The sequence below is a fragment of the Ramlibacter ginsenosidimutans genome (genome assembly GCF_016654015.1).
GTDB lineage: Bacteria > Pseudomonadota > Gammaproteobacteria > Burkholderiales > Burkholderiaceae_C > Ramlibacter > Ramlibacter ginsenosidimutans.
Map to the genome: position 1 here is coordinate 239,012 of NZ_JAEPWM010000004.1, position 12,503 is coordinate 251,514.

Consider the following 12,503-nt stretch of genomic DNA (forward strand, 5'->3'; position numbering starts at 1 on the left):
GGCTACGGCCATGGCACCCAATCAACCCATAGCTGGCCGGACGCCATCTGCGCTGGGAACTCCCGCCCGAAACGCTGCGCGAGGCGAGACGCGCCGCGTTCCGTACTCACCAAGTAGCCGACCCTGCCATCAGTCAACGCCGTGATCTCGAGGTAAGCATTGGCTTGGCCGATGATGTGAGCCTCGCGAGTCGGGTTCCACATCTGGCCCATGTCACCGTATTTCGCTTCCAGGATCGTGCGGCTGCCCTGCGTGAAGCGATCCGCCAATACGATCCGCTGCTCCCCGTTCGCGTAGGTGATGCGGAAGACAGACTCGTTTCGGGTTCGGGTTGCAAACACCTGAAAGCGAGCCCAGTCCGCTTCCCGCTCTACCAGCGGCGTCACCCCCAAGTATTCGACCGTACGAATCCGGGACGCAATCCGGCCCTGCGCGGCGAACGCCCGCGCCAACGAGCGCGTGCTGCCGCCGCCGCCGCCGGACGACATGAAGAACCAGAATGGAGTGAGCAGGAGGGATTTCCCCCAGGGCAATGCGGCGTTCCAGAGCTCGGGCACCGCACGCAGTGCAGCTGGGAGACTGGTCGCCGCTTCGGCCAGTCCGCCCCACATTGCGCCCGCCTCATAGCCTTCCTGCGCGTTTTCAGCGAGCACGGTGCCGGCCACACCTCCCAGGACTCCGCCCACCGAGCTATACCCGAGCGTTGCCGAGACTGCCCGGTTCATCTCTTCATCCTGCCGGGACGATGTGGCGCCGCCGTAGGATGCGGCGAGTTCGACCGTGCTTGCGGTTGTCGCTGCCAGTCCGCCCGCGATCGCCAATGCCGCCGACGCACCGGCCACCCATCCAACGGGATTCCACCAGAACACGATGGCCAGTCCGACAGCACCGGTCACCGCGCCGGCGGCGAGCCCCGTACCGCCGCGGCTCCAGAAGCTGCGTTCCTCTTGCACGGTTGGGGTGTTTTCCAAGCTGCCGGTGGCGCCCTGCTCCAAACGCGGTGCGGGTGCGGTCTCGGGCTGTTGCCAGGAGCCCCATGGGAGAAGCTGCTCTGGCGCGTAGCTATCGGACATCCACGGGATGCCGCGGTGGCTGTAAGGGACGGTGGACGGCGTCACATCCACGTCGAAGTACGGTCCGCTGTCGGCGACGTCACGCTCAGGTCGCGGCTGCTCTGGTGCCGCTGGGAGCGGGTCGATCAGCAATGATTTGCTGGCGGATGGGCGACGCGGCCGCGGTCGCTGCACTGGGGGCGGATCTGGCCAGGGAATCTGGATCTCCGGCCCAGCGAAGGTCCCTTTCGGCGAGGTCGATAGGTAAGTCTCGAACCAGTCCCTGCTCGACGGCCGATCCGGCGGAGATCCGAAGACATTCACTATATCGACCGGCCCTTCGGCTTTGCCCGAACCGGGGTCCCCGCGGTCAAGCGCGTCAAGAGCGCGAGCCCCGAACGGCTGCAACTGCGTCGGCTCCGTGTTGGCACCCTGCGGGCTCGCGCTGTAGTCATCGGCAATGAATACCTGCGCCTGGGTGAAGTCACCCTCGTCCGACCCCCAGTCGACACTCGGAATGCCCGTGCCCGGAGAACCGTACAGCATGCCCATGTACTGCCCGACGGGCCCTGCATTGCCAAAAGCCTGAGCCACCATCCATCCGGCCACCGGCGCGAAGCCCTGATTCAGCGTCGGTCCCCCACCCGATGAGGTAAAGCCACCGCCACCCCCACCGCCACTGAAAAGAGCGTCGAGAAAGCCAAACCAATCCACAGCAGCTCCGTTCTGGGGAACCCGCGATCAGGGGACGACGACCTCTTCCACCGTCGTGGTCTCGAAATCGAAGTTGTAGTTGAGGGGGAGGATCGGATCGCCCGCGGCGGAGACGTTCGGACACAGGATCAGAATGTCCCACTGCTCGGACACCGAGTCGTGGCCGCGCACGGAGACCACCTCTCCAGACACGGTGATCGAAGTGGGCCCTTCCGCCTCGAACAACGTCGTGCTGATGTTCAGCGTGGTTCCGATCCGCAGCATGCCGCGATATTTCACCGTTCCCACCAGGTAGACAGACGTATCGTCCTCCACGCGAAACACAGGTTCCCCCGCGCGCACGTAATCCCCTTTTTGGTGGAACACCGCCGTGACGATCCCCCCGGATGGCGTGAAGAGCAAGGTATCGAGATAGGCGCCCTGGAGCTTGCGGATGCCCAGGTCGATCGCGCCGAGCTCGTTCCCGAAGGTCGTTCCCCCGAACCGGCACATTTCAGACATTCGCCAGGCGTTGAGAAACTCCTGCCGAACCGCTGCCCTCGCCTGGTGGTACTTCAGGTCGTTCTCCGCTGACGGGTAGCGAAACTCATACCCCCAGGAGTTGGTGTCGGTGAAGCCCTCGAACTGGATGTGTCCTGATCCGGAATACTGGGTCGCCTTGTTATCAGCTTCGCTGCGCGAGTATTCGATGATCTTGTTCAACCATCCGCGCTTCTGATACGCACTGGTCAGCCCGTTGTGGATGCGGCCGGCGTCGTCTTCGGCCGCCTTCAACAGCCGGTGCCGAACCGCTGACTGGTCTCTCGGCTCATCGTAGTAGACCCGTCGCACCTCGCTCAGCACGTCCGGCGAATAGGAGGTCAGGTACGAGTTCTGCCGCATCAGCACCGCACGATCCAGATCGGCAGCGGCATCCCAGGCGCTTCTAAGGCGCGCCAGAAGCGTGACGCCGTGACCGGCAGCTTGGCTCGGCGCATCGAACACGTGGTTCAGAATGTGCGTGGAATCCCACAGCAGCCGGCTGACGTCGCCCGGCACCGTCTGGCCGATGGCCCCACCGATCCCGAACAGGACTTCGATGTTGAGCCCGTGCACCCGGCTGCCGAGTGTGGCGTCCTGAAAACTGATGACGCCGTCAATCGGAAAAGACGAATCGACCGACACGACGGGACGCACGCGCAGGTTTACCGATTTACCCGTGACCATCGATCATCCTTGGGTTCCGCTGGGGAACAGGATTGCACAAGCCAATGTACTGTCGGTGGCACAGGTTGCCGTGACCCCGCGCAGTCCCGTCAACACCAGCGTCCAGCACTGCCCCGGTTGCAGCATGCCTAGAACAGTCGGAACCCCCTGTGGAGATTCCGAGGCGATCTGCACCGCGTCGCCGAATGCGTCGTTGTTCACCACGAGGACCAGCGGCAACGGGAAGGCACTCTCCAGATCACTCGATCCCCAGACGTATGTCTTGTCTCGAACCCGCACGATGTACTGGAACATTGGAGCCTCAGTTCGACGAGTGCCGACCTACGTTTGCTCCAGGAATGGAGCCACGTCCCAGGGATTGCCGCTACATCGGACCGCTCGAACGCGGACGACCAGAACACCTGGAGATGCAAGTATCAACGGGCTTCGGCATGCGTGCCGCAATCTTTTTCACGTGAACCCTTCGGAGCTCATCGCTCGAACGGGCGGGCATGCCGCGACCGCTCGACAGTAGCGAAAGGGATCTCCGGGTACGAATTGCGACGCCTTGCAGCTGTCACGCGCTTGCGAACTGCTGCAACTGAGGGATGCTCCGGCGACGGCGTTAGGGACTGACTACCGCGCCCTCACGGGTGCCACCGCGACACAACCGAAGGCGTGGCGGATGACTTGGTCCCAGCTAATGCATACGAAAGCTGGTTGGCAGACCGGATCACGAGCTTCGCGTGTTTCTCCAGTTTGGCTTTCGTCAGGCGCGAGCTCGGTCCCGAGATGCACATCGAGCCGAGCAGGCGCCAGTTCAGGCCGAACACGGGAGCCGCGACGCTTGCGACTTCCACCTCGCGCTCACCGAGCGAGATGTGATAACCGTGCTCGCGGATGGACTCGTAGGGCTCGCCGGCGGCGCCGCTGAACGCGAGGATCACGCGTCCGGGCGCGCCGCGGTTCAACGGCAGCCGCTCCCCGATGCGAACGTTGTGTCGCACCGACTGCGGTCCTTCGACGCGCGCGACACAGGAGCGGATGTCGCCCTCGCGCACGTAGAAGGAAGCGCTCTCCCCCGTTTCCTTCACGAGCTGGTGCAGGGCCGGCTCGACGACGTTGTTCACGTCGAACCCTGCCTGGTAACGGGCCCCCAGCCACCCTGCCGCGGGCCCGAGCCGCCACTGGCCGTCGTCGGACTGCACCATGTATTGCGAGAGCGCCAGCGTGCGGGCCAGTCGCAAGGCCGTGGTCTTGTGCATGCCGGCGCGGCGGCTGAGTTCGGCGAGGCTCAGCGTGGATTCGCCGATCGCGAACGCTTCCATCAGGGACAGGGCCTTCGAGACAGCCGCCACACCGCCCTGGGACGGCGGGGACTTCGGTTGCTTGGTCGTCGGGTTGCGCATCTCGCACCGTGGTTCATCACGTGAAACGGGATTGTACGGCGCGCAACACGCAACTACATTCGCGGCCACGTGCAGCAAGCACGATCCGGAGACAAGCACATGCATTTCGCCCGTCGTGCGGCCCTCGCCATCGCGGCCGCCTCCTTCGTTGCTTCCGTCGCCTACGCGCAAGCCTGGCCGGCCAAGCCGATCCGCCTGATCGTGCCCTTCCCCGCGGGCGGCGGCACGGACATCATCTCGCGCCAGCTCACCGGCAAGCTCGCTGGTGGCTACAACTTCGTGATCGACAACAAGCCGGGCGCCGGCGGCAACCTGGGCGTCGACGCGGCCGCGAAGTCGCCGGCCGACGGCTACACCTTCGTGATGGGCCAGACGAGCAACCTGGCCATCAACCCGACGCTGTACACGCACCTGCCTTATGACCCGGTCAAGGACCTCACGCCAGTGAGCCTCGTCGCGAGCTCGCCCCTGGTGATCGTGGCCAGCGCGAACTCGCCCTTCCACACGCTTGCAGATGTGGTGAAGGAAGCCAAGGCCCATCCCGACAAGATCAATTTCGCTTCGTCCGGCAACGGCACGGTCGCGCACCTGGCGACCGTGGAGTTCGAGAAGCAGGCCGGCATCACGCTGACGCACGTGCCCTACAAGGGAGCATCGCAAGGCGCTACCGACGTGATCAGCGGCGCGGTGCAGCTCTACGTGTCCTCGGTTCCCACGCTGATCGGGCACATCCGCAGCGGCAAGATGCGTGCGCTGGCCGTCACCTCGGCCAAGCGCGTGGGCGACCTGCCGAACGTGCCGACCGTCGCCGAGTCCGGCTACAAGGGCTTCGAGGCGGTGACGTGGTTCGGCGTCCTCGGCCCGGCCAACCTGCCGAAGGAGATGGTCGCGAAGCTGAACGCCGACATCAACAAGGCGCTGAAGGACCCCGAGCTGAAGAAGCAGTTCGACGCGCAAGGCGCCGACGTGCTCGGCGGCACGCCGGAACAGTTCTCCAAGCTCATTCGCGACGACCTCGGCCGCTGGGGCACTGTCGTGAAGGAATCGGGCGCCAAGATCGACTGAGCGCCGCGACCTCCGCCACGCGCCTGAAGGACCTGCCCGCCGTCCCCACGATGACCGAAACCGGCTTCCACGATTTCGTCGTGGAGCAGTGGCAGGCGGTGTACCTGCCGGCGAAGACGCCAGCGCCGACCGTGCAGAGACTCAACGCCGAACTCGACAAGGCCCTGCGCGACCCCTCGGTCGTGGCGCTCGCGCAGAAGCTGGGCATCGTGCTGGTCGGCGGCACGCCGCAACAGCTCGCGCAACTGCAGCAATCCGATTCCGCCAAGTGGGCCAAGGTCATCCGCGACGGCCACATCCACATCGACTGATCCCTCCTCCCTTCCTGAAAGAGATCCCATGAGCCAAGACATCGTCCGCGACTTCGAGCGCGTTTCCGCCGACCTGGTGCGCCAGGCTTCCGAATACCAGGCCGCGATCCTCGCCGACGTCAATGGCCGCCGCGGCGCGCTGCACGGCCGCATCGCGGCGCTGCGTCCGCGCATGAAGCTGGCTGGCCCGGCGCTGACCGTGGAAGTCCGCCCGGGCGACAACCTGATGATCCATGCCGCCATGTCGCTGGCCAAGCCCGGCGACGTGCTCGTGATCGACGGCAAGGCCGACCAGACTGCCGCGCTCATGGGCACGATCATGATGACCGCGTGCAAGCAGCTGGGCATCGCCGGCGTGGTGATCGACGGCGCCGTGCGCGACAGCCTCGAGATCGACGAGATGGACTTCCCGGTGTTTTCGTTCGGCACCAACCCCAACGGTCCGACCAAGAACGTGGCCGGCCGCATCGGCCAACCCATCGCCTGTGGCGGCGTCGTCGTGCGCTCCGGCGACCTCGTGGTGGCCGATGCCGACGGCGTGTTCGTGGGCGAGCGCGAACGCATTGCGTCGCTGCTGCCCCTGGCGCGCAAGAAGGTCGAAGACGAGACCGCACGCATCGCCGCGATCAAGAAGGGCGACACCGCGGCCAAGTGGTTGCTGCCCGCGCTGCGCGCCGCCGGCGTGCTCAAGGAAGGGGAAAGCCTGTGAGCGCCAGGCGCGCCATCGTCGTCACTGGCGCGGACCTCGCGCAGCAGGCACTCGATCTGCTGCACGACTTCGAGATCGTGTACGCAGGCAAGACGCCGCAGGAGGACGACCTCGTCGCGCTGTGCAAGCGGCACGACCCGGTCGCGATCATCGTGCGCTACGGCAAGGTCGGCGTCGCGATCATGGACGCAGCGCCATCGCTGCGCGTGATCTCCAAGCACGGCAGCGGCACCGACACCATCGACAAGGACGCGGCCAAGGCGCGCGGCATCGAGGTGCGCGCCGCCGTCGGTGCGAACGCTGCCGCCGTCGCGGAGCAGGCACTCGCCCTGCTGCTCGCGTGTGCCAAGTCCATCGTGCACCTCAACGAGCGCATGCACGCTGGCCATTGGGACAAGGCCACGCACAAGAGCGTGGAACTGCACGGCCGCACCATGGGCCTCGTGGGCCTGGGCGCCATCGGCCTGCGGTTCGCGCGCATGTGCGATGCGATGGGCATGAAGGTGATCGGCTTCGATCCCTTCGCGCAGAACGTGCCGGGCTTCATCCGCGTGGTGGACCTCGCGACGATCTGGCGCGAGTCCGACGCCATCTCGCTCCATTGCCCGCTCACACCCGAGAACCGGAACATGATCAACGCGCAGACGCTCGCGTCGTGCAAGCGCGGAGTGATCCTCGTGAATACGGCGCGCGGTGGACTGATCGACGAAGCGGCACTGCTGCAGGCAGTGCGCTCCGGGCAGGTGGCGTCCGCCGGCCTCGACAGCTTTGCGGTCGAGCCCATGCCGGCTCCGCACCCAATCCACGGCGAGCCGAACATCGTGCTGAGCCCGCACATCGGCGGCGTCACCGGCGACGCGTACGTCAACATGGGCGTAGGCGCAGCGCAGAACGTGCTGGCGGTGCTGCAGGCGGCACACGCCTGAGCGGAACGGGCATCCGCGTCGATTGATCCGGAGACCATCGTGCAGAAGCTTTCCTCCTTCGTGCAGCGTCGCGCGCTGCTCTGTGTCGCGGCCGGCGCGCTCGCGCTGGTCGGACAGTCCGTGCTCGCGCAGACCTATCCCGGCAAGCCGGTGCGCATCGTCGTCGGGTTCTCCGCCGGCGGGCCGACGGACGTGGTCGCGCGTGCCTTCGCCGACCACGCGTCCCGTGTGCTGGGCCAGCCTTTCATCGTGGACAACAAGCCGGGTGCGAACACCGTTGTCGCCGCGGAGCTGGTGGCGAGCGCTCCCGCGGACGGCTACACCCTCCTGCTGGGCGCCACCAACCACACCATGATCCCGGCGCTGTACAGCGCGCGCGTCAAGTTCGACGCCATCCGGTCGTTTGCGCCGGTGTGCACGCTCGCCGAGAGCCCCACCGTCCTGGTGGTCGGGCCAGCGATGAAGGTGACGACGCTCGCTGCATTCCTCGACAACGTGCGCGCAGCGCCGGGTCGCCGCACCTTCGGCTCCGCCGGCGCCGGCAGCTCGGGCCACTTCGCGGGCGAGCGCTTCAACCGCCTGGCGCATACGTCCATCAACCACATCCCCTACAAGGGGGCGGCCCCCGTGGTGACGGACCTGGTGGGCGGGCAGCTGGACAGCTCGTTCGCGACGCTCGGCTCGGTGCTGCCGCAGATCCAGTCCGGCAGGCTGACGCCGCTCGCCGTCGCGGCCGTCCGACGCTCGCCCTTGCTGCCGAACGTGCCGACCTTCGAGGAAGCGGGCGTCAGCGGATACCAGGACGACGCCTGGTATGGCCTGCTCGCCCCCGCGGGGACGCCGCGCCCTGTGCTCGATGCGCTGGAGAAGGCCGCACGCAGTTTTGCGGACGCGCCCGGCTCGGTCGAGAAGCTGCACGGGCTCGGCCTGAATGCGCAGAACGTCTGCGGCGCCACGTTCGGCGCGCAGCTGCAACACGAGGTCCAGGTGAACACGAAGCTCGCCAAGGAACTGAACCTCAAGCTGGACTGAGCTCCGGGCTCCACTCTCCCTTTCACTAAGCGACGAACCCATGATTGCCTCTCCCTTTTCCCGCACGCGCCGCGCCCTGTTCGCGGCATGCGCCCTCGCCTTCGCTTCTCTCGCCCACGCGGCCTACCCGGACCGCACGATCACCATGGTCGTGCCTTATGCACCGGGCGGTGCGGCCGACGCGCTCGCCCGCGTCGTCGCGGCGAAGATGGCCACGCAGCTCGGTGCCACGGTGATCGTGGACAACCGCGCGGGCGCGAGCGGAACGATAGGCGCAGCGTTCGTGGCCAAGGCCCCCGCCGACGGCTACACGGTGCTGTACGACGCGACGCCGTACTCGATCAACCCGCACCTGTTCCCGCACATGCCGTTCGCGGCGAATGCGCTGCAGCCGCTGTCGCTCGTGTCGCTGGCGCCGAACGTGCTGGTCGTCAAGGGCGATTCGAGCCTGAAGACCGTCCAGGATCTCATCGCCAAGGCCAAGGCACAGCCGGGCAAGGTGAACTTCGCCTCCGGCGGCAGCGGTACCGTGCAGCGCATGGCGGCCGAACTGTTCCGCCAGAAGCTGAACCTCGACCTGGTGCACGTCCCGTACAAGAGCGGCGGCCCCGCCATCACTGACGTCACCGGCGGGCAGGTCGACTTCATGTTCGGCACGGTGGCCGCGACCTCGGGGCTGATCGATGCAGGCAAGCTGCACGCGCTGGCCGTCTCCTCGGAAAAGCGCTCGCCGCGCCTGCCGAAGGTGCCCACCGTGGCGGAGACCGTGATCCCCGGCTACGAGGTGTACGAGTGGAACGGCATGTTCCTGCCCACAGGAACGCCGGCCGATGTCGCCGCCAAGCTGCAGAAGGCCGTCGGCGATGCGATGAAGGATCCTGACGTGCGCAAGCGCTTCACCGACCTCGGCGCGGAGCCCGTGGGTTCCACGCCGGCGCAGTTCACCGACTACCTGAAGAAGGAAGACGCGAAGTGGGCCGAGGTCGTGCGCAAGGGCAACATCAAGCTGGACTGATGCAGCTCGCGCCGCTCGAGCAACCGGTGCCCCATTCCGCGGGCACGCGGCGGCCGGTGCGCGCGTTGCCGGCGCTCGCCTGCGACGCGCACATGCACATCTTCGATCCGCGTTTCGCGCCGTCGCCGCACTGGCCACGCAAGCCGCCCGATGCCCCCGTCGCCGCGTACCGGCTGCTGCAGCAGCGCATAGGCACCGAACGCGCGGTGATCGTCACGCCGTCCACATACGGACCGGACAACGCGTGCACGCTAGCCGCCCTGGCCCAGATGGGCGGCAGCGCGCGCGGCGTGGCGGTGGTGAACGCGGACGTGTCCGGCGCCGAACTGCAGCGCCTCGCCGCGCATCGCGTGTGCGGCCTGCGCGTGAACTTCGTGTCGCCGCAGTCCTGGGGCGAGACGACACCGGCGATGCTGGAGACGCTCGCCCGCAAGGTCGCGCCCCTGGGCTGGCACATCCAGGTGTTCGCGCATCCCGAGCAGCTGGAGGCGATGGAGCCGCTGCTCACGTCCTTGCCCGTGCCGGTGGTCATCGACCACATCGGGCGCTGCGATCCGGCGCAAGGTGCAAGCGGACCGGGCGTGGACGTGTTGCGCCGCCTGCTCGATCGCGGCAACACCTGGGTCAAGCTCTCGGGCATCTACATGCGCTCCCGCGACGGTGCTCCGGGCTATCGCGACACGTTTCCGCTGGGCGAAGCGCTGGCGCGCCATGCGCCGGAACGCCTGGTGTGGGGCAGCGACTGGCCGCACACGACGCAGCCGCCCGGCTCCGTGGACGATGCCGATCTCGTGGACGTGCTGCTCGCCTGGTGCGGCGACCCCCAAACGTTGCAGCGTGTGCTGGTCGACAACCCCGCCCGGCTCTACGGTTTCGCCTGACTCACAATCCTCTGCCATGTTCTTTCTCCAACCGCCCCAGGTGCGGGAGCTCACTCGCTTCACGACCTTGCCCGAGCGCTTCCGCACGCGCACGAAGAGCGTGTGGGCCGACGCCAACCGCGGCGGCCGCGCGACCGACTCCTTCCTCGAAGGACCGGTGTTCGATCGCCAGGGCAACCTGTACGTGACCGACATCCCTTTCGGCCGCGTGTTCCGCATCGATCCCGCAGGCGAGTGGACGCTCGTGACCGAGTACGACGGCGAGCCGAACGGGATGAAGTTCCTCGACGACCAGACGCTGCTCATCACCGACTACAAGAACGGCCTGATGCAATTCGATGTCGCGAGCGGCCAGGTGCGCGGCTATCTCGAGCGGCGCAACACGGAGCGCTTCCGCGGCGTGAACGACCTCGTGTTCGATCGCGCCGGCAACCTGTACTTCACCGACCAGGGCCAGACCGGGCTGCACGATCCGACGGGCCGCCTGTACCGCCTGAGGCCTTCGGGCCAGCTGGACCTGCTGCTGGCCAACGTTCCCAGTCCCAATGGCGTCTGCCTGTCGCCGGACGAATCGCTCCTGTACCTGGCCGTCACGCGCGGCAACTGCGTCTGGCGCGTCCCGCTGCTCGCGGATGGCAGCGTGGCGAAGGTGAGCCAGTTCTTCACCTCGTACGGACCGAGCGGCCCGGACGGATTGGCCGCCGATAGGCAAGGCCGCGTAGTGGTCGCCAATCCGGGGCTGGGCTACGTGTGGATCCTCAATGCGCGCGCCGAGCCTGTGTGGGTGCTGCGCGGACCGGAAGGAGCATCGACCACGAACATCGCTTTCGGCGGCGCCGAACGCAAGCGCCTGTTCGTCACCGACTCCACGCATGGAGAAGTGCTCTACGCGGACCTGGATGCAGCGGGGCTTCCACTGCACAGGAAAGACAACAAGTAGATCGATGGAAGAAGGCTCCGTCCTGCGAAGCTTGGCCATAGCTCTAGCGTTCGTACCGCGCCGACAGCTTCGCTTCGCCGATCTTCGCGAAGTGGATCATGAAACCGACGTACGCCGCCGACGCGTCCTCGGGCACGTCGAGCTTCTCCGTGTTCAGCGCATACAGCGTGAAGATGTAGCGATGCGGCCCATGTCCCGGCGGCGGCGCGGCGCCGCCGTACTCCTTGCTGCCGAAGTCGGTGCGGCCCTGCCTGGCGCCCTGCGGCAGCTGCGCGCCGCCTGCGGCGCCCGCGCCCTTGGGCAGGCCGGTTGCGCTCGCCGGGATGTCGTACACGACCCAATGCCACCAGCCTGAGCCGGTAGGCGCGTCGGGGTCGTACATGGTGAGCGCGAAGCTCTTCGTGCCGGCGGGCGCGCCGCTCCAGGTGAGCTCGGGCGACACGTTCTGGCCGCCGGCTCCCATCGCGTGGTGCACTTGCTCTTTCGGCAGGCTGTCCTGCTCGTTGAAGTTCGGGCTGCGAAGGACGAAAGCCATGGTTCGGTCTCCGGTTGGAAAGGGCATTATGGGTTCGCTCCAGAGCGACTGGGGCAGCACGGCTGCTGCACCGAATCGGTCTTGATGTTCGCGGTGCCACCAGCACCAGCGCCGCGCCTGCCCCGACGATTCACGGCGTACTCCTACAAACCGTGCCGCCCGCCGCGCTAGAGTGGTCTGTACCGCGCCGGTGCGCGAAGGAGTCCACGATGCCCAGAGGTTCCACACCCAAGGAAGAACGCCAGTACGAGCACATCAAGGAAAGCTACGAGAAGCGCGGCCAGAAGGGGCGCGCCGAAGAGATCGCGGCGCGCACGGTGAACAAGGAGCGCGCGGAGCGGGGCGAGACGAAGACCAGCAAGTCGAAGTCGGGCTCGCATGCGTCCGGCTCCGGCGGCAGCAGCTCGAAGAAGTCCGGCAGCAGCCGCAGCAGCTCCTCCTCCTCGAGCAAGCCGAGCGCCAGCAGTCATTCGCGTTCGGCCAGCCGCAGCAGCTCGCGCAGTTCGTCCTCCTCGTCCGGCAAGCCCAGCGCCCGCGGCGGCGAGAAGACGAAGTCGCAGCTGTATGACGAAGCCAAGCGCAAGGGCGTGTCCGGCCGCTCCACGATGAACAAGGCGCAACTGGAGCGCGCCGTCAGCCGCTGACCTGCGGCGCTGCGCACCTTCCTGTGCGCAGCGTCCCACAGGCGCCCGCCGGTGGTGATGACGCCGGAGACTTCGCTCGACCCCT

The 12,503-nt window shown here is 66.9% G+C and carries 13 protein-coding genes and 1 pseudogene; 9 read left to right on the forward strand and 5 right to left on the reverse strand.

Translation table 11 applies throughout. The features are described from left to right. Nucleotides 1-2 precede the first annotated feature (2 nt). The 4 genes from JJB11_RS12300 to JJB11_RS12315 form a co-directional block, all read right to left on the reverse strand. Entirely contained in the window at nucleotides 3-1,766 is a 1,764-nt protein-coding gene (locus JJB11_RS12300) for a hypothetical protein (RefSeq protein ID WP_201171191.1), read from the reverse strand. 27 nt (nucleotides 1,767-1,793) lie between these two features. Continuing rightward, nucleotides 1,794-2,972: an HlyD family secretion protein gene (locus tag JJB11_RS12305; protein ID WP_201171194.1), complete on the reverse strand. Its 1,179-nt coding sequence runs from the start codon at nucleotides 2,970-2,972 to the stop codon at nucleotides 1,794-1,796. 3 nt (nucleotides 2,973-2,975) lie between these two features. Further along, entirely contained in the window at nucleotides 2,976-3,266 is a 291-nt protein-coding gene (locus tag JJB11_RS12310; protein ID WP_201171196.1) for a hypothetical protein, read from the reverse strand. Between the two features lie 332 nt (nucleotides 3,267-3,598). Further along, nucleotides 3,599-4,360: an IclR family transcriptional regulator gene (locus JJB11_RS12315; protein WP_201171197.1), complete on the reverse strand. Its 762-nt coding sequence runs from the start codon at nucleotides 4,358-4,360 to the stop codon at nucleotides 3,599-3,601. Nucleotides 4,361-4,459: 99 nt separating this feature from the next. Here JJB11_RS12315 and JJB11_RS12320 point away from each other — a divergent pair, with 99 nt between their 5' ends. The 8 genes and pseudogenes from JJB11_RS12320 to JJB11_RS12355 all read left to right on the forward strand — a co-directional run bounded on the left by JJB11_RS12320 (nucleotide 4,460) and on the right by JJB11_RS12355 (nucleotide 11,239). After that, complete coding sequence (locus JJB11_RS12320) at nucleotides 4,460-5,425, forward strand: Bug family tripartite tricarboxylate transporter substrate binding protein (RefSeq protein ID WP_201171198.1); 966 nt, start codon at nucleotides 4,460-4,462, stop codon at nucleotides 5,423-5,425. Continuing rightward, nucleotides 5,419-5,736 (forward strand): annotated as a pseudogene (locus JJB11_RS12325) (tripartite tricarboxylate transporter substrate-binding protein); the annotation flags it as partial. The gene JJB11_RS12320 and the pseudogene JJB11_RS12325, both read left to right, overlap by 7 nt. 28 nt (nucleotides 5,737-5,764) lie before the next feature. After that, nucleotides 5,765-6,445, forward strand: a complete 681-nt coding sequence (locus tag JJB11_RS12330) for an RraA family protein (protein WP_201171199.1) — start codon at nucleotides 5,765-5,767, stop codon at nucleotides 6,443-6,445. Continuing rightward, nucleotides 6,442-7,371, forward strand: a complete 930-nt coding sequence (locus tag JJB11_RS12335; RefSeq protein WP_201171200.1) for an NAD(P)-dependent oxidoreductase — start codon at nucleotides 6,442-6,444, stop codon at nucleotides 7,369-7,371. The genes JJB11_RS12330 and JJB11_RS12335 overlap by 4 nt, the downstream gene beginning before the upstream one ends. Before the next feature lie 39 nt (nucleotides 7,372-7,410). After that, nucleotides 7,411-8,403, forward strand: a complete 993-nt coding sequence (locus tag JJB11_RS12340) for a Bug family tripartite tricarboxylate transporter substrate binding protein (RefSeq protein WP_201964790.1) — start codon at nucleotides 7,411-7,413, stop codon at nucleotides 8,401-8,403. A 40-nt stretch (nucleotides 8,404-8,443) separates the two neighbouring features. Continuing rightward, complete coding sequence (locus JJB11_RS12345; protein ID WP_201171201.1) at nucleotides 8,444-9,418, forward strand: tripartite tricarboxylate transporter substrate binding protein; 975 nt, start codon at nucleotides 8,444-8,446, stop codon at nucleotides 9,416-9,418. After that, entirely contained in the window at nucleotides 9,418-10,299 is an 882-nt protein-coding gene (locus tag JJB11_RS12350; protein ID WP_201171203.1) for an amidohydrolase family protein, read from the forward strand. Before JJB11_RS12345 ends, JJB11_RS12350 begins: the two co-directional genes overlap by 1 nt. A gap of 16 nt (nucleotides 10,300-10,315) precedes the next feature. Then, entirely contained in the window at nucleotides 10,316-11,239 is a 924-nt protein-coding gene (locus tag JJB11_RS12355; protein WP_201171205.1) for an SMP-30/gluconolactonase/LRE family protein, read from the forward strand. Between the two features lie 43 nt (nucleotides 11,240-11,282). Here JJB11_RS12355 and JJB11_RS12360 read toward each other — a convergent pair whose 3' ends face one another. Further along, a complete protein-coding gene (locus JJB11_RS12360) occupies nucleotides 11,283-11,774 on the reverse strand; it encodes a YbhB/YbcL family Raf kinase inhibitor-like protein (RefSeq protein WP_201171217.1) in 492 nt (163 codons plus the stop codon). A 209-nt stretch (nucleotides 11,775-11,983) separates the two neighbouring features. Here JJB11_RS12360 and JJB11_RS12365 point away from each other — a divergent pair, with 209 nt between their 5' ends. Next, a complete protein-coding gene (locus tag JJB11_RS12365) occupies nucleotides 11,984-12,418 on the forward strand; it encodes a plasmid stabilization protein (RefSeq protein WP_201171220.1) in 435 nt (144 codons plus the stop codon). Nucleotides 12,419-12,503: the final 85 nt, after the last annotated feature.

Bases quoted from the DNA above. Each gene is read 5' to 3' on its own strand.
- JJB11_RS12320 (WP_201171198.1), top strand. From the start codon at position 4,460: ATGCATTTCGCCCGTCGTGCGGCCCTCGCCATCGCGGCCGCCTCCTTC.
- JJB11_RS12305 (WP_201171194.1), bottom strand. From the start codon at position 2,972: ATGGTCACGGGTAAATCGGTAAACCTGCGCGTGCGTCCCGTCGTGTCG.
- JJB11_RS12330 (WP_201171199.1), top strand. From the start codon at position 5,765: ATGAGCCAAGACATCGTCCGCGACTTCGAGCGCGTTTCCGCCGACCTG.
- JJB11_RS12350 (WP_201171203.1), top strand. From the start codon at position 9,418: ATGCAGCTCGCGCCGCTCGAGCAACCGGTGCCCCATTCCGCGGGCACG.
- JJB11_RS12315 (WP_201171197.1), bottom strand. From the start codon at position 4,360: ATGCGCAACCCGACGACCAAGCAACCGAAGTCCCCGCCGTCCCAGGGC.
- JJB11_RS12345 (WP_201171201.1), top strand. From the start codon at position 8,444: ATGATTGCCTCTCCCTTTTCCCGCACGCGCCGCGCCCTGTTCGCGGCA.
- JJB11_RS12360 (WP_201171217.1), bottom strand. From the start codon at position 11,774: ATGGCTTTCGTCCTTCGCAGCCCGAACTTCAACGAGCAGGACAGCCTG.
- JJB11_RS12365 (WP_201171220.1), top strand. From the start codon at position 11,984: ATGCCCAGAGGTTCCACACCCAAGGAAGAACGCCAGTACGAGCACATC.
- JJB11_RS12355 (WP_201171205.1), top strand. From the start codon at position 10,316: ATGTTCTTTCTCCAACCGCCCCAGGTGCGGGAGCTCACTCGCTTCACG.
- JJB11_RS12310 (WP_201171196.1), bottom strand. From the start codon at position 3,266: ATGTTCCAGTACATCGTGCGGGTTCGAGACAAGACATACGTCTGGGGA.